At 46.0% G+C, this 21,627-nt stretch carries 17 protein-coding genes; 7 read left to right on the plus strand and 10 right to left on the minus strand.

Features of this window, described 5'->3' with window-relative positions:
• The first annotated feature begins 72 nt into the window (after positions 1-72).
• A complete protein-coding gene (locus L4C44_RS07965) occupies positions 73-1,434 on the plus strand; it encodes an 8-oxoguanine deaminase (RefSeq protein WP_428804808.1) in 1,362 nt (453 codons plus the stop codon).
• 92 nt (positions 1,435-1,526) lie between these two features.
• Here L4C44_RS07965 and L4C44_RS07970 read toward each other — a convergent pair whose 3' ends face one another.
• From L4C44_RS07970 to L4C44_RS07980, 3 genes are all read right to left on the minus strand, one after another.
• Positions 1,527-2,963, minus strand: a complete 1,437-nt coding sequence (locus L4C44_RS07970; RefSeq protein ID WP_428804809.1) for an amidohydrolase — start codon at positions 2,961-2,963, stop codon at positions 1,527-1,529.
• Positions 2,964-3,180: 217 nt separating this feature from the next.
• Positions 3,181-6,225 carry an efflux RND transporter permease subunit gene (locus L4C44_RS07975; RefSeq protein WP_428804810.1) on the minus strand — a complete coding sequence of 1,015 codons (3,045 nt, stop codon included), beginning with the start codon at positions 6,223-6,225 and terminating at the stop codon, positions 3,181-3,183.
• A gap of 2 nt (positions 6,226-6,227) precedes the next feature.
• Positions 6,228-7,061 (minus strand): efflux RND transporter periplasmic adaptor subunit, encoded by an 834-nt coding sequence (locus L4C44_RS07980; protein WP_285954779.1) that lies wholly within the window; start codon positions 7,059-7,061, stop codon positions 6,228-6,230.
• Between the two features lie 197 nt (positions 7,062-7,258).
• Here L4C44_RS07980 and L4C44_RS07985 point away from each other — a divergent pair, with 197 nt between their 5' ends.
• The gene (locus L4C44_RS07985) at positions 7,259-7,963 is read left to right on the plus strand and encodes a response regulator transcription factor (RefSeq protein ID WP_428804811.1); all 705 of its coding nucleotides are present in this window, start codon (positions 7,259-7,261) and stop codon (positions 7,961-7,963) included.
• Positions 7,964-8,013: 50 nt separating this feature from the next.
• A complete protein-coding gene (locus L4C44_RS07990) occupies positions 8,014-9,264 on the plus strand; it encodes a sensor histidine kinase (RefSeq protein ID WP_428804932.1) in 1,251 nt (416 codons plus the stop codon).
• Between the two features lie 79 nt (positions 9,265-9,343).
• Here the strand turns inward: L4C44_RS07990 and L4C44_RS07995 are convergent, their stop codons facing one another.
• The 6 genes from L4C44_RS07995 to gcl form a co-directional block, all read right to left on the minus strand.
• Positions 9,344-10,168, minus strand: a complete 825-nt coding sequence (locus tag L4C44_RS07995) for a type II secretion system protein (protein WP_428804812.1) — start codon at positions 10,166-10,168, stop codon at positions 9,344-9,346.
• A 144-nt stretch (positions 10,169-10,312) separates the two neighbouring features.
• Positions 10,313-10,927, minus strand: a complete 615-nt coding sequence (locus L4C44_RS08000; RefSeq protein ID WP_146490258.1) for a TetR/AcrR family transcriptional regulator — start codon at positions 10,925-10,927, stop codon at positions 10,313-10,315.
• 192 nt (positions 10,928-11,119) lie between these two features.
• Positions 11,120-12,430: a glycerate kinase type-2 family protein gene (locus tag L4C44_RS08005; RefSeq protein WP_428804813.1), complete on the minus strand. Its 1,311-nt coding sequence runs from the start codon at positions 12,428-12,430 to the stop codon at positions 11,120-11,122.
• Between the two features lie 340 nt (positions 12,431-12,770).
• Positions 12,771-13,667, minus strand: coding sequence for a 2-hydroxy-3-oxopropionate reductase (locus tag L4C44_RS08010; protein ID WP_086714501.1), 897 nt, complete (start codon positions 13,665-13,667; stop codon positions 12,771-12,773).
• A gap of 37 nt (positions 13,668-13,704) precedes the next feature.
• On the minus strand, positions 13,705-14,481 hold the full coding sequence (gene hyi, locus L4C44_RS08015; RefSeq protein WP_215402795.1) for a hydroxypyruvate isomerase: 777 nt from the start codon (positions 14,479-14,481) through the stop codon (positions 13,705-13,707).
• 114 nt (positions 14,482-14,595) lie between these two features.
• Positions 14,596-16,368, minus strand: coding sequence for a glyoxylate carboligase (gene gcl, locus L4C44_RS08020; RefSeq protein ID WP_428804814.1), 1,773 nt, complete (start codon positions 16,366-16,368; stop codon positions 14,596-14,598).
• A gap of 313 nt (positions 16,369-16,681) precedes the next feature.
• On the opposite strand from gcl, the gene aceB reads away from it, so the two are divergent.
• Both aceB and L4C44_RS08030 read left to right on the plus strand, forming a co-directional pair.
• Positions 16,682-18,307, plus strand: a complete 1,626-nt coding sequence (aceB, locus tag L4C44_RS08025; protein WP_428804815.1) for a malate synthase A — start codon at positions 16,682-16,684, stop codon at positions 18,305-18,307.
• Positions 18,308-18,410: 103 nt separating this feature from the next.
• Entirely contained in the window at positions 18,411-18,851 is a 441-nt protein-coding gene (locus tag L4C44_RS08030) for a GlcG/HbpS family heme-binding protein (protein WP_060980973.1), read from the plus strand.
• Between the two features lie 98 nt (positions 18,852-18,949).
• Here the strand turns inward: L4C44_RS08030 and L4C44_RS08035 are convergent, their stop codons facing one another.
• Positions 18,950-19,432, minus strand: coding sequence for a MarR family winged helix-turn-helix transcriptional regulator (locus L4C44_RS08035; RefSeq protein ID WP_428804816.1), 483 nt, complete (start codon positions 19,430-19,432; stop codon positions 18,950-18,952).
• A 123-nt stretch (positions 19,433-19,555) separates the two neighbouring features.
• Here L4C44_RS08035 and L4C44_RS08040 point away from each other — a divergent pair, with 123 nt between their 5' ends.
• The gene (locus tag L4C44_RS08040; RefSeq protein WP_285954785.1) at positions 19,556-20,449 is read left to right on the plus strand and encodes a DMT family transporter; all 894 of its coding nucleotides are present in this window, start codon (positions 19,556-19,558) and stop codon (positions 20,447-20,449) included.
• A 153-nt stretch (positions 20,450-20,602) separates the two neighbouring features.
• Positions 20,603-21,523 (plus strand): LysR family transcriptional regulator, encoded by a 921-nt coding sequence (locus L4C44_RS08045; RefSeq protein ID WP_428804817.1) that lies wholly within the window; start codon positions 20,603-20,605, stop codon positions 21,521-21,523.
• Positions 21,524-21,627: the final 104 nt, after the last annotated feature.

Here is a 21,627-nt window from a genome sequence, read left to right on the forward strand (position 1 = left end):
ATCTTTCAACAACAAATACCAAATAAAGACCCTCTTCCCTGAAAAGGCTGAGATGGCTAAGGACTACTATGAATGGAAACCATCTGGATTAAGAATCCTCTCGCAATCTACACTGGCTCACACGCTGATGCAGAAGGCGGCATTGTCATTAAAGGTAATAAAATCATTGAGCTGGTTGGCAAACACAAAGAGCCAACCTTACCCGTAGATTACAGCGTCGATGCCTCTCGTCATGTTGTGACTCCTGGGCTTATCAATGCGCACCACCACTTCTACCAAACCCTAACGCGTGCCTACCCCGGCGCACTCAATAAAGAACTCTTCCATTGGCTACAAAGCCTCTACCCGGTTTGGGCCAACCTCGATTCGGAGATGATGAGCCTTGCTACAGAGCTTGCTCTGGTTGAGCTTATGATGTCGGGTTGTACTACAGCTTCCGATCACCATTACTTATTACCAAACGGGCTTGAGCACGCTATTGATTTACAAGTCGAGGCGGCCGAGAAGCTGGGTGTAAGAGCAATTTTCACTCGCGGTTCTATGAGCCTAGGGGAAGATGAAGGTGGGCTACCTCCAAGACACACCATTCAAACCGAGCAGACCATCATTGATGACAGCCAACGCTTGATTCGCGATTACCACCAGCGTGATGAAGGGGCGATGATTCAAATCGCACTCGCGCCTTGTTCGCCGTTCTCTGTCACCACAGATCTGATGAAAGAAACCGCTAAGATAAGTGAGCGTGAGAACGTAATGATGCACACGCACTTATGTGAAACACTTGATGAAGAGGACTTCTGTATTGAGAAGTTTGGCCTGCGCCCTGTGGATTACCTAGAGGATGTGGGTTGGTTAAACGAACGCACTTGGCTTGCTCATGGCATTCACTTCAATCCAGAAGAGATCAAACGTTTAGGTAAAGCGGGCATTGGTATCAGCCACTGCCCGACTTCCAATATGATGTTGGCTTCTGGTATTTGTAAGAACAACGATCTTGAAGCCGCTGGCGTAAAAGTGGGGCTAGGTGTTGATGGTTCCGCTTCAAACGACGGTTCGAACATGATTGCCGAAGTGCGCATGGCGATGTATCTACAACGCCTGCAATATGGCTCGGCTAACGTCTCCCATTTCGATGCCCTACGCTGGGCAACCTCAGGCTCTGCTGCCGCTATGGGACGAACTGATATTGGTACGCTCGAAGTTGGCAAACAAGCGGATATCGCGATGTTCAAGCTTGATGACATTCGCTTCTCTGGCAGCCACGACCCACTCGCTGCACTATTGCTTTGTGGTGTTCAACAAGCAGATAAAGTGATGGTTGCCGGCAAGTGGCGAGTTAACGATGGCGCTGTGATTGGCGTAGACATGGAGCAACTGATGCACCGCCACCACGCAGCAGCCATGAAGTTAGGTAAGCTGGCGATGAATAATTAAAGTTCGTGTATTTTGAGCTTATCTAAACAAGAAAGGCCGACATATTGTCGGCCTTATTCATTCTGTTCGATTACTAAAATCAGGTTTAAGTCCTAATCCATCAAGCTCTTCGACTTAATCGCTTTCTTAGACAGTTCTTTCGCGAACTCAGTAATGTCGGCTTCAAACTGATCAACGCTTTGGCGGATGTCATCCAGCTGAACCGTCTGCATCACGCGGTTTTCCATTACGATTTGGCCGTTAACAATGGTCGTGTCGATGTTACTTGGGTTCGCTTGATAAACCAAGGTCGCGTATGGGTCGTAGCTTGGCATCATGTTCGCTGATTGTGTTTCGACAATCACGATGTCTGCTTTTTTACCGACTTCCAGAGAACCAATTTGGTCTTCCATGTGTAAGGCTTTAGCGCCACCTAAGGTTGCCATCTCAATAACCTGTTCAGGAATCATGATGGTGCGATCTGAGTGCTTCAAGCGTTGCATGTTCGCTGCATAGCTTAGGGTGCGCATGATATCGACTTGGTTTGAACTCATTGGGCCATCTGTTCCCAAACCTACTCGCATGTCGGCACGGTACATATCCCATGCTGGTGCGATGCCGGTTGCGCCTTTAGCGTTCGCCATTGGATTGTATGAGATCCCTGCATCAGCTTGTTTTAGAAGCTTTTGATCGTTCTCTGAAAGGTGGATACCGTGAGCAATCACTACACGCTCGTCCAGCACACCAATTTCACTCATGTATTCGACTGGCGACGTTGCCTTCGTTTCATCTTTGATGCGCTTCTCTTCATTCGGGAATTCAGCAACGTGAATTAACACTGGCACATCGTATTGAGCAGACAGTTTGTTGATTTCTTGAAGCTTGTCTTTGCTCACTGTGTACACCGCGTGTGGTGCATAAGCAGGTGTAATCAACTCATCGTTTTGGTACTGCTCAATGAAGCCTTTGGCATAATCGATACCGCCATAAGGTTCTTTAGCGTCTACCACAGGGAACTTAATCACGGTCTCGCCGAGCACCGCACGCAGGCCAACTTCTTTGGTCGCTTTTGCCATTTCATCCATGTGGTAATACATGTCGGCATAAGTCGTGACACCACTTTGTGCCAGCTCGATACTGCCTAGCTTGGTCGCGTTATAAATCAGTTCACGGCTTAGCTTTTCTGCTTCAAGCGGGAAGAAGTAAGCGAATAACCGGTTGGAAATACCCTCTTCGCCTAAACCGCGAAACGCAATCATAGGAAGGTGGTTGTGAGCATTAACCATGCCTGGCATAACAATACCATCTTGAGCATCAATCACCTTTTCAGCTCGGTATTGAGTAATCAAGTCCTCATTACCCACCGCGATGATCTGGTCGTTTTTCACGACAACAACACCATCTTCAATCACATCCATTTCAGAGTTGATCGTCAGGACTTGTCCATTAGTGATAATCAGATCGGCGTTGTATGTTTGAGTTGCCACTGTCGAACCACAGCCAGCCAGTAAAACCGCGCTGATGGTGCATGCCAAGCTTTTAAGCGTCATTGCTAAACCTATATGTTGTGCGTGTAATATTGTTAAGAGCTCCACTTTGTTGTTCTTGGCTATTCGTGCTTGAGAACAACAGTGCCGCAAATTTTCGCGACACTATACCCTTATCTTTAAATGAAATGGCATACCAAATCTAGCCAGATTCAAGATAAATACGTAATTGCACAACAGGTCACAAAACCAAGCTTCAAGACGCGTTGATGTTGGCGTACTACGCGGTTTCTGCGTGCACATTCTCCTTAACCGGCGAAGGTGTTCCTTTAGAAAAGAACAACGCATACATAGCAGGAATCACCAACAGCACAACGGGCAACGAGAACAGCAGGCCATAGCCCAATGTAAGCGACATTGGCCCCATAAACACATCCGTTCCACCTAGCCCATAAGCGAGCGGTAGCAAGCCAGCAACCGTGGTCAGAGAGGTCATCACAATCGGACGCAGACGGCTGACCGCAGCTTGAGTCACGGCGTCTATCGCGTTCAACCCCTCGATTCTTAGTTCGTTGATCCGGTTAATCAGAACCAATGAGTTATTGACCACCACCCCAGTCATTCCAAGTACGCCAATCAATCCAAACAGAGACATCGGCTGCATGTGTACGACTAATGCCATCAGTGAGGCCATAATCGCAAACGGGATAACCGCCATAATAAGTAATGGTTGCAGTAGTGAGTTGAACATCACCGCCAATACAAAGTAGATCGCCACCATCGCCGCAGGGAACACCACCATAAAACCGCTCATGGTTTCATTGGTGCTTTCCGCCTCGCCACCAACATTAATGGTCACACTTGCTGGGTATTGTCCCGCAAGTTCAGTAACTAACTCATCGGCTAGCGCGACAGAGCTAATATTCTCGTCAGACAAACCCGCAGAAACTGTCACCTCGCGCTCACCATTGTAGTGTTTGATAAGACGTGGGATTTCAATCTGCTCAACCATGGCCAAGCGGCTCAGTGGTACTTGTTGTCCGTCTGCCGTGTAAATCTTTGTGGTTTTCAGTTTCTCTATATCGCGGAACTGCTCGTCCAATACCACTCGTATATCGACTTCTTGGTCACCAAGCCAAGTGGATGTCACGCTGTTACCATCAAACCCGACACGCAGCGCATTCGATAGATCAGTCACCGTTAGGTTATATTTCGCCAGCCAGTGATACTGAGGAACAATATTAAGCTGGGGATCTTTCAGAGCTTCACTGTGGTTAATGCTGGTTACCCCTTGGTAGTCTTCTAACCAAGCCATCACCAAATCAACCGTTTGGTTGCATTCACTCTCCGTTCCGCCAAGCACTCGGACTTCAACCGGGTCACCCGGAGGCGGGCCACCAGCATCAATTGAGAACTTAATAAACATCTCATCAGACAACGACGCCAACTCTTCATTCAGTGAAGCAATAATCTGTTCAGCAGAACGGCTACGTTGGTCAAAGTTCGTTAAATTGATGATGCCTTGTGAGACTGGCGATGAGTAAATCAGTTCATAGCTGACTAGCTCAGTTTCAGGCAGAGATTCAATCGCTTGTTCAATAGCTTGATGAGCCTCTCGCACTTGGGATAACGGAGTTCCAGCCTTTACCTCGGTATACACATCAATGTATTTACCCGCTTCAGTCGGGAAGATATCCACTTTCAAAGAAGACACTAAATAACCAGAAGCGACGAAACCAACAATGGCCAATGCGATAACCGATTTTTTGTAGTTGAGTGCCACATTCAGCAATGAACGATATTGGTTAGAAACCCATTCAAAACGGTCTTTTTCTTCGACTTTTTTGGTGCTCTCTTTCGCAGAAGATAAGTGCGCAGGTAGTGTTAACGTACACTCGATAAAGGAAAACACTAATGCTGCAATAACCGTAATTGGAATCACTGCGACAGCTTTACCCATGGTGCCCGGAATGAACATCATTGGAATAAACACCAAGGCGGTTGTCACTAAGCTTGCCATCAATGGCTTAATCACTTTTAAAGTCCCCGACACCGCTGCATCGACGCCTGTTTTACCCGCTTCTTTCTCTTGGAAAATACTCTCAGCAATGATCACTGAGTCGTCAACAATAATACCGATCACCAACAACAATGCAGCCAGTGTGATGCTGTCTAAATTCAGTCCCATGATTGGTAGAACCATCATCACGCCAAATACACAAAATGGAATAGAGACCGATACCCAGAAAGCCACGCGACGCTGCAAGATCATGCTCAAGATCAGTAGAACCAGCACTAAACCTATCGCCCCGTTAGTTGCCACGATAGAGAATTTCTCGCCCATGTCTTTACCAAGATCTAGGCTTGTCTGGAAAATGAATTGGTCGCCAATGCGTTCGCTCTCTTTGTCCAACAATGCCTTGATGCTATCGATGGTGGCGATCACATCGGCACTGCCGCTATTGGTGATTGAGAAGATAACTGCAGGCTTGCCGCTCATGACTGGATCTTGCGTTGCTCGAGCAAAGGTGTCGACCACCGTCGCCACATCAGAAACTCGCACAACCTGACCAGAATCCAACGCCTTAATCACGATGTTAGACACATCATCCGTCGACTCTACTTTGGTCATGGTGACGATCTTCTGTTCTTGACTCCACGACTCAACAAAGCCGCCCGATTGCGACAGGTTGTGCTGCTCTATCGCGGTGCTGATATCGTCGAAGGCCACTTGGTAACGACGCGCTTTTTCAGGATCGACCTCAACCCAAAACTCTCGCTCATTAAAGCCAGACATAGTGATAGAACCAACACCGCCAAGGTTGTTGATTTTCTTTTCTAACTGATAGGCGTAGTGCTGCAAAGACGCCGAATCTGTATTGTTACCCGCTAGGCTGACGCCAAAATGGTACACATCCAAAGAAGACGTTTTTTGCTGAGTCACTACCGGTGGCGAATCAATATCTTTCGGCAGATTACCCACTCGATCGACGGCTTGTTGAATGTCTCGCAAGATCACGGCGGCATCTTCACCGGGCAGATATTCAACCTCAATGAAAGAACGTCCTTCTGAAGATTCAGACGAAAAATACGCAATACCATCCACTGAGCGAAGCTCTTTCTCGATTGGATTGGTAATGTTCAATTCGATGTCTTGAGCCGTTGCACCGGGGTAGATGGTTTCAATTTCCGCGGTGTCCATCGCAACATCTGGGTACTCTTGTAAATTGAGCTGCATTAACGACATAGCACCGGTTAACAGCACCATAACCGTGATGATACGAGCCAAGAACTGACGTTTGGCGAAGTATGCTAGAAAGTTCATTGTTACAGCCCTTTACCTTCATTTAATACAATTTGATTCGATTTTGTTTGAGCGGTTGTCATGCTTTGCATAGAAAGATCAGTCGAGGCATAAACCGACATCCCCGGCTTAAACTGATGGCCTTGGTTGGTAATTTCGACGAGCACCGGATAGGTTGAGTTTTGCATCTCGACACCAATACGCTGCACCTTGGCTTCCATCTTGAATTCTGGGTTAGTCTCAGACCACACCACCACTTCCTGACCAACCGTGAAATGTTTTAAGTCATATTCACTTGCCATGAATGACAGAGTCACCTTATCGATATTAACCACTTCATAAAGCAAATCTCCCTCGCTCACCCAAGCGCCTGATTGCGCGGGTTTATTGGAGATGTAACCCGAAATTAAGGATTCAATCTGAGTGTTTTCGAGATCTACTTGCGATTGTTGATATTCAATTTTCGCGACGGAAACGGCTGCTTTGGCGCTAAGAAATTCTGCACGCGCGGTGTCTAACTCTCCTAATGAGAGGCTGTTCTTTTTGATGAGTGCTTGATAGCGGTTGTAGGTCGCTTTGCGCAATGCGAGATCCGCCTCAGCAAGAGCTAGGTTTGCTTTGGCTTTGTTCACGCTAAACTTAAAATCATCGGCTTTTATCTGAGCCAGTATCTGTTGATGGTTTACCGCATCACCCACTTCGAGGTTATTCATCTCCACCACGCCAGGCACCTCTGCCACGACACTGTGTTTATTTAAACCTTGAACATGTCCGATTAACTCCGTTGCTTGAGTTATTGATATTTGAGTTGTGGAGACTCCCAGAAGAACTGCAAGCGCGATAATTTTAGTGTTCATAATTCAACCCTCACCTATTGATGTGAACTATTGTTGAATTCGCTTTGTCGAATTAAAGTCGAAGTCAGTTCGACAATGAAAAATAATCTGATGGCGTTGTATTTTTGTGCGCAACACTATCAATTAGACATAAATTCGACATAATTTTGGATAGGCTACATTTTTACTGACCGTATATTTGGGGTGGGAGCAGAGCGATGCTTGAACGCAGTCGTATTTTGGTTGTTGAAGACAATATCGAACTACAAGGCATTATTGCCGACTTCTTAGAAGTAAAAGAGGCCGTGGCAGACTTCGCTTCTGATGGCGAGCAAGGTTTCAAACTTGCGATGGAAAACGACTTCGACGCTATCATTCTCGATGTAATGCTGCCCAAGCTTGACGGAATGCAAGTGGCGTCTAAGTTACGCCAAAATGGCGTAACCACTCCAATATTGATGCTAACAGCATTGAATGGCCAAGAAGATCTATTAAGTAGCTTTGATTCAGGTGCCGACGACTTCGTAACCAAACCGTTCAAGTTTCCTGAATTAGAAGCTCGCCTGTCAGCACTGATAAAACGCAATAAAGGCTTAGTCGCCAAAAAGTCGTTGAGCTTTGGTGAAGTGATCATCGATGCAAAAACACATACCGCATCAAGAAGTGGTCAATCACTCAACCTAACCCCTATCATGTTTCAAATTTTGAGAGAGTTAGTCAAAGCTCAAGGTGGCGTCGTGTCTCGTGAAAGCCTCATCTACATGCTTTGGGGCGATGACATTCCAGACAAAGACGTACTCCGCAGCCATATCTACCTATTACGAAACGTGCTCGATAAACCCTTCGATTTTCCTATGCTCAAGACCATTCCTAAACACGGTTTTCAATTAATCGTGTCTAACAATGAGCCTCAATCCGCATGAAAATTCGCACAAAGCTAGGCAACTCAATTGAGGATGTCAGAATCCGCACTATGCGAACGTTTTCGGTCATCGCACTTGTCTCTTCATGCATTGTCTTTTTCGTTTTCTCGCTACGCTTGGTGTGGCAAGAAGAAGCTCAAATCGAGAATCACCTAAAATCATATAAAGGGGTGGCACAGCAGTTTTACCGCCTTCTTTCTCCAGAAGGCAGCCTCAAACTGTCGGAAAACGTAACGGCCTACTATGGTGAGGCAGACTTTACCGACCAACTGAAAAAGCTACCGCCAATGGCGTTGGAAACGGTCGATCGTCAACGGTTTGAGATTAGACTATCTGAAGAGGACATTCTTATTCCCGGTGTGCTCGTCTACCACTTTGCTTTTGAAGACCAGGGAAAAACCATTCCTACTTATATCACCATCAGCTCATTTGACATGGATCTGTGGGACGACAGTTGGGGCGTATTGATGGCGATTTCGACTCTGTTGATGATCGGACTGATCATAGTATTGCGGATTACACTCAAGCGAGTGTTCGACCAACTAATGGCGCCCATTTCAGAGCTCAGTACTCAACTCACTAAACTTGAATCTGACAACTTCAAAGTACCCGACCACACGGTTGATGAGTTGCAGATGCTCACCTCGCACCTCAACAGTTACTCGACAATGAAAGACAGGCTTGCCAAACAAGAGATGATGTTTGCGAAATACGCTAGCCACGAATTGAAAACACCGATCTCAATTGTTATTGGCGCTGCAGAGTTGCAAGCCATGAAACCCGATGATCCTGTATTTCAAGCTAAGCAACGAGAACGTATTCTTGGAGCCGCAAACGGCATGAGTTCTACTGTTGAAGTACTGCTGAACATCGTTAAGCAAGAGAACTCTTCCGCCGAAAAGACACTAACGGCTATCGATGAAGCCGCTATCGATTTATCGAAGTACCACACGATGTTGGCTCCAGATGTTGAACTACAGTTAAACATTGAGCCAAATACTACGCTTAACATGCCTTTGCCAATCGTCAATATGGTGCTTAAGAACTACATTGAAAATGCGATTCGATTTACCACACAAGGTAAGATTGTAGTGAGCATCAACTACAACACGATTGCGGTTTCAGATACTGGCGCAGGATTAAATGATGATACAAAAACGGAACACGGCCTTGGCCTCATCATTGTAAAACGCATCGGAGACAGTTACGACTGGAGATCCACACTAATAGATAACGCCCAGTCAGACACGAGCCTACATCCCGCGGGCTGCACTGCGACTTTTGCTCGAAACGATGTATAAAAGCTGCATCTATTCAAAAGCGACTCTTACAAGAAACTGCGTATACAAAAAAGGACATCGAATGATGTCCTTTTGCTATTTAATCGTCGTCCTCACAAGGCTCCCAGTCTCGATCGAATGGAGAGGTTTCGTTATCTCTTCGGTCCCACCTGTCGCAAGGGTCCTCTGGGTCTTCCGGATCATCATCTTCACACGGTTCACGATCATTGGCTTCAACGCTATCGTCATCCCAGCACGGCCTTTCCCAAGGTGGCTTAGGATCTGGGTCTGGTTCGGGATCCGGGTCTACAGGGTCTACAGGGTCTACAGGGTCTACAGGGTCTACAGGGTCTACAGGGTCTACAGGGTCTACAGGGTCTACAGGCATCGAGCCACCACCATCACCGATTTCAACACCTCTAGTGCCAACGACGTAAGTTAAGAAACCATGAGAGCTAAAACTTTGATTTGAAGCTCCTGCCATCGCGCTTGCAGAAGACAGAACTGGGGCGTTGTAATAATAGTACTGGCACGCAGCATTTTGCGCATCAAACACAGCAACCAACGAATCTGAATCTATACTATCAACGCTTGCTCGAATGCCTGTCGTTATTACATTCCAAATCGATTCACACTCTAATGCTGACGACGCTAAAGGGTATTCTGATCTCTGTTGAGTCTCTTCATCCCAAAAACTCAACATCTCACCGTTTACCTCAAGTTCGTTCGGTTCTCCCGCCACTTTATGTTCTGAGTAAACGATATCTAGACCAGAAAGCAGCGTTCCTTTTAAACCAAACAAGACTGAGTCTTTTGCATCACTAGAAAAATTAAGAAAACGAGGGGCAGCGGTTACGGCGAGTACACCTAAAAGAACAATCACAGACACCAGTTCGATCAGTGTAAAACCCTTAGAGCTTTTCATCTTGCCTACTTAGAAACTATTAAAACAGATAATAAGGAACAAGATACTATAAAAACAAACTTGTGGTACAGCGTACTTATAACTTTAATGGAACATCACATGTAACAAAGTATGAATGAGGGATTCACTCCAAGCCCATGTTAACTAAGACTTTCCTTTCACACCGCAACCTTTAATAACTAGCTGGGTGATAAACTCAGCGGCTTCTTCATAATCTTTGTCATCGAGCTGCTCTTTCTGCATCACGCTGCAAATCTGCCAACCAAAATCGGCGTAGGTTTGGGTAGCCGCCCAGATGGTAAACATCAGGTGGTGCGCAGGAACGTCATCCATTAAACCTTGTGCTGACCACGTTGAGAACTTATCAAGAATCATCTGCGATTGCTTATACAGCTCATCACCAATCTCTTTCGGCAGCACTTTCGCGCCCGACATCACTTCATTGGCAAATACTTTAGAAGCATGTGGATGGTCGCGAGAAATAATCAGCTTGGTTTGAATATATTGAGACAAAGCTTCAACAGGATCGCTGAGCTCTTCAATCGGACGAGATGCTTCTAGCAAGGGCTGAGTGACGGTTTCAAGCACAGCGTTGTAGAGCTTATCTTTAGAGCTGAAATAATAGAATACGTTAGGTTTGGGAATGTCGGCCGCTTTTGCGATATCAGCCATTTTTGTTGCGGCATAACCATGAGTGGCGAATTGTTCACACGCGACTTCGATGATTAAATCTTGATTCTTTTGTCTGATCCTAGACATATTGCATCCTTTACAACTCATTACTTAAGCCATAGTAATCAACGTGCTTCATTAGTCCAGAAGATAATCTCAGAACTCGAGGTCACAACATTGATAGCAATAAAATGGTCGTTCTTATGTGCAGAAGAGCGACCATTCAATACTGCTAGCTTTCCAACGCTAATATTTTGGGGGCTATTCGCACCGTTCAGATTAAAGAATCAATATCGCGCGGAAGTCATTCACGTTGGTTAGCGTCGGCCCCGTGCTCAGTAACACACCGACTTGCTTGAAGAAGTCGTAGCTGTTGTTCGCGTCAAGGTAGTCTTGCGCTTTAAGCGACAGGTTCGAACCTTGCTGCCATGTTTGAGGTGTGATCCATGCACCGGCGTTATCTTCTACACCATCTATACCATCAGTATCGGCAGCCAGAGCAAATATATTGTCTTGGCCTTTAAGTTCGTTATACAAACTTAAAAGGAATTCACAATTTCGCCCGCCACGGCCATTCCCTTTAACGGTCACCGTGGTCTCACCACCAGAAAGTATCACGCAAGGCGTCTCAAATGGGTGCTTATTGTCAGCAATTTGCTTAGCCAGGGCAGCATGAACCTTCGCTACTTCTCGCGCTTCCCCTTCAATACAGTCACTCAACACGTAAGCGGGGATCCCCAAACCTTCAGCTTCTGCAGCGGCAGATTCTAATGCTGACATTGGAGTTGCGATAATATGATGCTCTGCATTCTTCCAACACACATCATCCGGCTTAACGGTTTCTGACTCAGGGTTATTGAGCCATTCAAATGCCGAGCGTGGTGTTTCAATTTGGTAGCGTTCTAAGATTGCCATTGCATCAAAGCGAGTGGTGGTATCAGGTACGGTTGGGCCAGAGGCAATCACACTAATATCGTCTCCCGGCACATCAGATATTGCCAAAGACACAACTCTTGCTGGGTATGCCGCTTTGGCAAGTCGACCACCTTTGATTGAAGATAAATGCTTACGAACGCAATTCATCTCATCAATGGCTGCACCCGACTTAAGCAGCGCTTTATTGATTTGTTGCTTCTCTGCCAAACTGATATCACCACCCGGTAAACTCAATAACGCAGAGCCTCCACCCGACAACAAGCAGATCACAGTATCATCAGCACTAAGATCATTAACGAGTTGCAACATACGTTGACTCACTTCTAAACCCATCGCGTCTGGAACTGGGTGCGCCGCTTCAATCACCTCAATGTGTTCGCAAGGAGCCGTGTGCTCATAGCGAGTCACGACCAAACCTTCAAGGTCACGCAGTGCAAGATCTTGTTGCTTCTTTGTTTGCCATACGGCTTCAAGCTCCGCCGCCATTGACGCTGCAGCTTTTCCCGCTCCGATCACGACAGTGCGCCCAGCTTGATTAGCAGAGCGATAAAAAATGTCTTGAGGTAGAAAAGGTTCGATGTGATTTTTTGGTAGTGCCTCATTTACAGCACTTGAGAAAAGGGTTTGCAGAAACTGCTTAGCATCAATGTCCATCAGCCACTCCTTAGTTGACGGAGAAAAAAAGAACCCCGATACAAGGCGAAAGGGTGCCTGCTAAGATTAAGTTGGAAAGGAACAACTTCAACCTCTGCCTCGTATCAGGAACGCGTATAAAAGGAGACGAAACTACGCGATTTATAAACAAACTGTTTGAAACTGGTGGGCTCGCACATCGCAGCTCTGTCGAGGCGCAAAGTAGATTCACAATTCGACATTACATGTAATGGCAGCCCAGATTCATTAGCCTTAGCCCTACTGAAGCGACAAAGCTTTACAACAAAGCCACTACAGCGACAAAAGCCAATGAATTGAGACGGATTAATCGTTACGGATATTAGCGAATAGAGTGGTCAGAACGCTTCTCTATCGCTTGGATAAGCGCAGAGTGGTCCCAGCCTTCACCGCCCATTTCGGCACACTCACCAAACAACTCTTGAGCGTTCGCCGTATTCGGTAGTGCGACACCTAACTCTTGTGCGCCCGTTAGCGCAAGGTTCAGGTCTTTCTGGTGAAGCGAGATTCTAAAACCTGGGTCAAATGTGCCTTCAACCATACGCTCGCCATGAACTTCCAGGATCTTAGAGTTAGCAAAACCACCTAGTAGTGCCTGACGAACTCGCGCTGGATCAGCACCGGCTTTTGAGGCAAATACCAAGGCTTCGGATACCGCTTCAATATTCAGTGCAACGATGATCTGGTTAGCAACCTTACACGTTTGGCCAGCACCGTTATCACCCACCAGCGTGATGTTCTTACCCATGATTTCGAATAGCGGACGGGCTTTGTCAAAGGCGTCTTGCTCGCCACCAACCATAATGGTCAGTGCGGCATTGATAGCACCTACTTCACCACCCGATACCGGAGCATCTAGGTAAGAAGCGCCACCTTCATTGATGCGAGCGGCAATGGCCTTGGTCGCGATAGGCGAGATTGAACTCATATCGATAACCAGTTTTCCAGTCGCACCGCCCGCAGCTAGGCCTTGCTCTACTCCGTTGTTACCAAACAGTACGTCTTCAACTTGAGGTGTGTTTGGCACCATTAGGATAATGACATCCGCCGCCTCTGCCGCTTCCGCGGGTGAGTGACAGACTGTTGCGCCCGCTGCGACCAGATCAGCAGGAGCTTCATTGAAGTGGTCTGATAGAAAGATATCGTGACCCGCTTTTTGAAGATTACTCGCCATAGGTTTACCCATGATGCCAGTACCGATAAATGCAATTTTAGACATGTTGTTCTCCTTAACGTTTGAGGGTTACCAGACGGAATTAACGGTACTGGTGTAGCCAACCAAGGCCTTCTGTAGTCGTTGTTTTTGGCTTGTACTCGCAGCCAACCCAGCCTTGATAGCCAAGCTCATCAAGATAATTGAGCACGAATGGGTAATTGATTTCTCCCGTCCCCGGTTCGTGTCGACCTGGATTATCAGCCAGTTGAACGTGGGCGATTTGGCCAATGTTTTGTTGCATGGTCGGCGTTAAGTCGCCTTCCATAATTTGCATGTGATAAATATCGTATTGGATAGAAAGGTTATCGCTCCCTACCTCTTTAATGATCGCTTTGGCTTGCTCAGTGGTATTTAAGAAGAAGCCCGGAATATCACGCGTGTTGATCGCTTCAATCACTAGGCTAATCCCTTCTGCTGCTAGCGCGTTCGCTGCGTAATGCAGGTTAATCACAAACGCCGATTGCGCATCTTGTTGGGTCACACCTTGCGGAACTATCCCAGCCAAACAATTCACTTGGGTACAACCGAGCGCTTTAGCGTAAGCAATCGCCTTAGGTACACCCGCTTGAAACTCTTCGACTCGAGCTGGGTCGACCGCGATACCACGGTCACCGGCGTCCCAATCCCCTGCTGGTAGGTTAAATAACACTTGTTCTAAATTATTAGCGACAAGCTTTTCTTTAATTTTGTCTGCCTCAAAGGCATACGGGAAAAGGTACTCCACGCCCTGAAAGCCCGCTTCTGCTGCGGCTTCAAAGCGATCCATAAAATCAACTTCCGTGAATAACATTGACAAGTTTGCTGCAAATTTTGCCATGACTCTGTCCTTACTCTTTATTTGGTGAAGCTATGTCTATTTAGTGAAGCTCCGATTTCTTGGAACTTCTCCGTTGAGCCAAGCTTTGGCTCAACGGGTACACGTACAACAAAGCTACTTGTATGCAAGCGCTGTCGGGGCATCGCCGCGGCTTTCGGCAAGCGGTTCGAACTCATTGATGGCATTGATCTCGATACCCATTGCTATGTTGGTTACTCGCTCAAGAATTAGCTCAACAACAACCGGGACTTTATGCTTATTCATCAGCTCTTTTGCTTGCTCAAACGCAGCGGCAATTTGCTCAGGCTCACGAACTCGAATCGCTTTACAACCTAAACCTTCCACAACCGCGACATGGTCAACTCCGTAGCCTTCAAGCTCAGGCGCATTCTGGTTATCAAACGCCAGTTGTACACAATAATCGATATCAAATTGGCGCTGTGCTTGGCGAATCAAACCTAGGTATGAGTTGTTCACCAACACATGAATGTATGGCAGGTTGAATTGGGCACCTACCGCCAGTTCTTCGATCATGAATTGGAAATCATAATCACCAGAGATAGCGACAATATCGCGGTCCGGATCAGCTGCACGTACACCCAATGCCGCAGGGGTTGTCCAACCTAGAGGGCCAGCCTGACCACAGTTGATCCAGTTACGTGGCTTATAAACATGCAGGAATTGAGCAGCAGCAATTTGCGACAAACCAATGGTGCTCACATAGCAAGTGTCACGACCAAATGCCTTGTTCATCTCTTCATAAACACGCATTGGTTTCATTGGTGCTTCATCGAAATTGGTTTTACGCAGCATGGTCGATTTGCGTTCCTGACACTCACTTGCCCAAGCATTTCGGTTTGGCAGTTTGCCTGCATCACGCCACTCTTGAGCAACTTCAACCATTAATTCAAGTGCTGCTTTCGCATCAGAAACAATACCTAAATCAGGACAGAACACTCGACCGATTTGGGTCGGTTCAATATCAACGTGCACAAACTTGCGTCCTTCGGTGTAAACATCGACAGAGCCGGTATGACGGTTTGCCCAGCGGTTACCTACACCAAATACAAAATCAGAGTTGAGCATAGTTTCGTTGCCGTAACGGTGAGAAGTTTGTAGCCCCACCATGCCGGCCATCAATTCATGATCATCTGGGATAGAACCCCAGCCCATCAAGGTTGGGATAACCGGTACACCCGTGATTTCTGCAAACTGCTGCAGCAACTCAGATGCGCCAGCGTTAATTACGCCACCCCCAGATACAATCAGCGGCTTCTCAGATTGAGACATCATGGTTAGTGCTTTCTCAACCTGCGCACGTGTTGCTTGTGGCTTATATGGTTCTAGCGGTTCATAGGTATCGATATCAAACTCAATTTCAGCCAGCTGAACATCGATAGGCAGGTCAATCAGGATTGGGCCGGGACGACCCGAACGCATTAAATGAAACGCTTTTTGGAATGCGCGTGGCACTTGTGCAGGTTCCAGTACCGTGGTTGCCCACTTTGTTACTGGCTTAGCGATAGATTCAATGTCGACCGCTTGAAAATCTTCTTTATGAAGACGAGCACGTGGCGCTTGGCCTGTGATACATAGAATTGGAATCGAATCTGCAGATGCAGAATACAGACCCGTGATCATATCCGTGCCCGCAGGACCAGAGGTACCAATACACACACCAATATTACCTTGATTGGTACGCGTGTACCCTTCAGCCATATGGGATGCACCCTCTACGTGACGAGCTAAGACGTGGTCGATTCCTCCGAGCTTTTTCATAGCCGCATACATAGGGTTTATTGCTGCGCCGGGAACACCAAATGCGATGTCTACGCCTTCACGTTTAAGCACTTCTACCGCTGCTTCAATCGCTTTCATAATTGCCATTCGAACCTCCAGTTCAGATTGTATACAATTAAACTAACTTTTGTACACTATGAATCATCCTCAGCATTTATCAACCCTAGATTGAAACATTTTTGTTACATCAACCTATCCTCTTGAACAGCAAACAAGCCTGAAAAGCTTACAATTCATTGCTTTACATAAAATATCTTTACGTAAAAATAAATTACAAAAAGATCAAATGATAAATAAATGTTAAATACCTTTTGCTTGTTTACAATTTATGCAATATAAATATCCTTAAAAAGAGCATTTTGTATACAAAATAGCATCGTATTGTTTAAAGGAGACAACAATGATGAATGACGTAAAAGAGAGAGAAGAAGTACAGTGTATGCAGGTACTCGGGAATATGGACAACTCCGAGTACAAAGAGATCTTGTCTAAAGATGCATTAAAATTCTTAGAAGCTCTCGTGAATAAGTTTGGAGATCGCCGTCATGCCCTGCTAAGTGACCGCGACACAAAACAGGCTCAATACGACGAGGGGGAGTTACCCAATTTCAGAAAAGACACTATCTCTATTCGCCAGAATAAAGAATGGAAAGTGGCAACACCACCACCAGAGCTACTGGATCGCCGCGTGGAGATCACCGGCCCAATCGAGCGCAAGATGGTGATTAACGCTCTGAACTCAGGAGCCAAAGTCTTCATGTGCTGCTTTGAGGATGCGTCTTCCCCAACTTGGGCCAATATGGTCGAGGGACAAATCAACCTTAGAGACGCCAACCTCGGTACCATTAGCTACTTCGATGAAAAGAAGCAAAAGAATTACCAGTTAAATAACGATCCAGCGCTACTAATTGCTCGTCCACGTGGCATTCATTTACCAGAGCAGTCCATCCAATTTAACAATCAGCCTATCGGTGGTTGCTTGATGGACTTCGCTTTGTACTTTTTCCATAACTATCAATCACGCGCACAACAAGGTTTAGGCGTTTACTACTACATTCCAAAGCTAGAAAGCATGGAAGAAGCACAGTGGTGGGACGATATTTTCAGCTTCACCGAAAACTATTTCCATGTACCAAAAGGCACCATTCGCGCGACCGTTTTGATTGAAACGCTTCCTGCTGTATTCCAGATGGAAGAGATTTTGTATGCCATGCGTGATCATATCGTAGCGATGAACTGCGGCCGCTGGGACTACATCTTCAGCTACATCAAAACGCTGAAGAACCATAAAGACCGCATCCTGCCTGACCGTCATGGGATCGGGATGGATCAAGAGTTCCTTAACGCGTATAGCCAACTGTTGGTTCGCACTTGTCACGCACGCGGTGCACTGGCAATGGGTGGTATGTCAGCCTTCATTCCAGCAAAAGATCCTCAAGAGATGGCGCGTGTCACCGCCAAGGTTATCGAAGACAAGCAAAGAGAATCTCAAAATGGTCACGATGGCACGTGGGTAGCGCATCCAGCATTGGTTGATTTAGCAATGTCGATCTTTGATAAGCACCTTGATGGCAAAGTAAACCAAATGGATTTCCAAAGCCCTGAGCATGTGATCAACGCAGATACGCTATTGAAACCTTGTGAAGGAAGCCGTGACGAAGCGGGCGTGCGCAAAAACATACGCATCGCGCTTTATTACATTGAGGCTTGGATCCAAGGCTACGGTTGTGTGCCTATCTACGGTTTGATGGAAGATGCCGCAACCGCTGAGATCTCAAGAGCCAACATCTGGCAATGGATCCACCACGGAGTCACACTTGATGACGGCCAAACTTTTACCAAACAACTGTTCCACTCTTGGCTTTACCAAGAGCTAGACACGATAAAACATGAAGTCGGAGACTCGCGTTATGCAGCTGGTCGATTTGAAGAGACAGCCGATCTTTTCTATCAACTTTCTACAGCCGATGAGTTCGCTGCCTTCCTAACTTTACCCAGCTATGGGCTACTACAAGAGTCCAGTTAGGACTCTTGTACCAAGTTGAATCCGTCAATGGTATTCATGAACATGAGTAGCAATTGGCTGACTGAGCTTGGTACATATGCCCCTTGAAAAACTAGGAGATAACATGGGAAGTTTGACTCTACAACAAGCGTTAACCATCATAGATGGAACCTTAAAAGCAGGAAACAAGATCCACACCGAGCCTTTGACGGTCGCCGTCTTAGACAGTGGTGGCAAGTTGATTTCTTTGCAACGTCAAGACGGCTCTAGCATGATGCGACCAGACATCGCTATCGCTAAAGCGTGGGGAGCACTCGCACTGGGTTGTTCCTCTAGAAAACTCGCCCAAGATGCTGACACCAGACCAGCATTTATCTCCGCCGTAAACGTACTCGCACACGGTAATATGGTGCCAGTACCAGGGGGCTTACTAATTCGAGACAAGGATAAAACGGTACTCGGCGCTATTGGGGTAAGCGGTGACATTTCAGATATAGACGAAAGCTGCGCCATCAATGGTATTGGGTGCGCGGAACTGTTCAGTGATGAAATGCTGCAAGCTTAATTCACCAATTCTTTGTACTTGAAACTCTTAGAAAGGAACAAAAAACCGAAGCGATTAAGCTTCGGTTTTTTAATGAATCTAAAGAAAGATCAGCAAAACTATTCGTAAGCACTCAGCCACGTTTTCAGGAGTTGGTTAGTGTTCTTCTTCTGACTCGCAGACATGGATTTAACCAGTTTTTTCTGCATTTCGACATGCTCAATCATCATTTGGTCAATCAGAATGAGACCATCTTTGGTTAGCTGGACACTCACACTACGTCGGTCTTCTTTGCTGTGCTCACGGCTGATCAACCCTTTAGCTTCTAGCTTATCAAGGCGATTGGTCATCGCGCCAGATGTCAGCATCATCGACCCGATCAGTTCTGACGGAGTCAGTCTGTAAGGCTTTCCAGAACGTCGCAAGGTGGCTAGCACATCAAACTCACCCAGCTTCATGTCGTATTTTTTATGAAGCTCGGCAACTTGCGTCTCCATATACTTGGCAATTCGCATAATCCGGCCCATCATTGCCATAGGCTCAGTTTCTAGCTCAGGCTTTTCCTTTGCCCATTGCTCTACTACGCGGTCGATAGCATCCATTTGCAATCTCACTCCGTTGTTAGTCTGATTACTTTAAACTAGTTTAACATAAAGATACTTTACAACCACTAGTTCTCAGTATACAGTTCACACAACAGTTATCTTAATGTAAAGATATTTTATATGAACATATTATTAGCAATGATCCCCGCGTTCTTCTGGGGAACAACCTATGCAGTGACGCAATTTACGCTACAGGAGTGGCCACCATTATTATTGGGCGCTTTGCGTGCGTTACCTGCTGGTTTGTTATTGCTAGCAGTAAAACCTACACTGCCTAAAAAAGGCGAGTGGCAAATCATTTTCACATTGGGCCTTATCAATATTGCGACCTTCTTTGGCTTGATCTTCGTAATGGCGTTAACGCTGCCTTCGGCCATCTCTGGTGTAGGCATGATCTCCGTGCCTGTATTTGCGATGATCTTTCACTGGGTAGTGAAAAAGCAACGCCCGCATTTGATTCAAGCCTTGTCTGGTATTGGCTTAATCACGTTGGCGTGGGTGCTATTTAACCCGAGTCAGATAGCATTAAACCCGATCGGTTTGGGTGCCATGTTCGCCGCAATCATGTGTATCGTTATCGGCAGCAGCATTACCAAGTCACTGGGTAATCGCATGCACTGGTGGAAGGTATTAACGTGGCAACTGATTTTGGGTGGTACGATTTTATCCGTAGCTTCTGGCGTTCATGCATTCATCGACCCGCAGCCTTATGTTAACGCAGTGACTCATTTCGATACTCGTAATGCTATGGGGCTAGTGTGGGTGATTGGCCTAAACACAGCGCTGGGATACGGCATGTATGTGTGGTTACTGCAACGTATGTCAGTGGTTGATTTCACCTTCGGTGGTATTGCAAACCCAGTAGCCGGCATCGTGACTGGTATGGTGTTGATGGGTGAATCATTCACTGCAGTCCAATACTCGTTAATGACTGGCATGATCGTGATGTCGCTGCTCCCACAACTTATTTTGGCAATTAGACAGTCCAAGCAAATTAAACCTGTTACTCAATAGCAAGCGCATATAGAAAGTATCTATTCCAGAGCCCAACAAACCCGCCAAGTGCGGGTTTTGTTTTATTAGCATCACATCTATATACGTTTTCTATTTGTTCTCAAGCGGTTACCAACTTATGATTAAAGAACTCATAATCATTCGGTGCTCCTTATGGCAAAAGATCTATTCTCGAACTTAGATTTAAATTTACTTCGCACTTTTATCATTCTTCATCAAGAAAGAAACATGCGTAAAGCCTCCGAGCGCCTATTCGTATCTCAGCCTGCGATAAGTAAAGCTCTACAACGATTGCGCGATCATTTCGACGATGAGCTCTTTGTCAAAACGCATCACGGCTTACGAGCAACTGAACACGCGAATATGTTGGCTGAGAGTATTTCTCCGATACTCGATGAGCTTTCTTCTGCATTAAACAGTAGTAATGAGTTCAACCCTGAAGAGCTGCAAGGTGTGATTAAAGTCGCTCTCTCTCCTTATTTGCTTTCGTCCCTTTCCAGTAAACTTTTTAAAGCAATAAGAGCAGAAGCTCCCTTGGTACAGGTTCAGCTGTTGAACTGGTCTGGTACTACTATGACCGACATCATCAATGATGAAGTACATATCGGCTTAAATTATGAAATCAATCACGCGCCAAAAGAGCTGCTTCAACAGCCAATTGCGAAAGACACATTTAAGGGATATGTACGAGAAGATCACCCCTACGAAAATGATTATTTAGAAGTCAAAGATGGCGTCAATTTCGAATTAGCCTCTGTCATCGCTGTAGATTGGAACTCACACCAATCGCTTGCAGAAAAGATACTTAAAATAAAAGGTCACACCGCAAATATAGGATTTCGTTCAGAGTTGCCCTCAGCTGTTATTGATGTTGTCAGAAACTCTGACATGATCTTTCCGGCTTCCAAATTTCTAGAAATTGAGCAAAAGACCTCACTCAGAGCAATTAAATTATTATTCGATAGTGCAGACGTCCAACCAACTGTTTGTGCGTATTACCACCATAAAAACCGAAACAGCCCAGTCACATTATGGCTCAAGAAAAAACTCGAGCTATTGCTCAATGATAACTAACGGTTATTACCTTCTTTACTAGGTTTCATTAATAACTCATCGTTAATGCCTCTATTCTCTTAAGGGATTAGAGGCTTTTTTGTTCAATCCGTATACTTCTCTCA

It is taken from the genome of Vibrio satsumensis (assembly GCF_050337435.1).
In the GTDB taxonomy this organism is placed as follows: Bacteria; Pseudomonadota; Gammaproteobacteria; order Enterobacterales; family Vibrionaceae; genus Vibrio; species Vibrio satsumensis.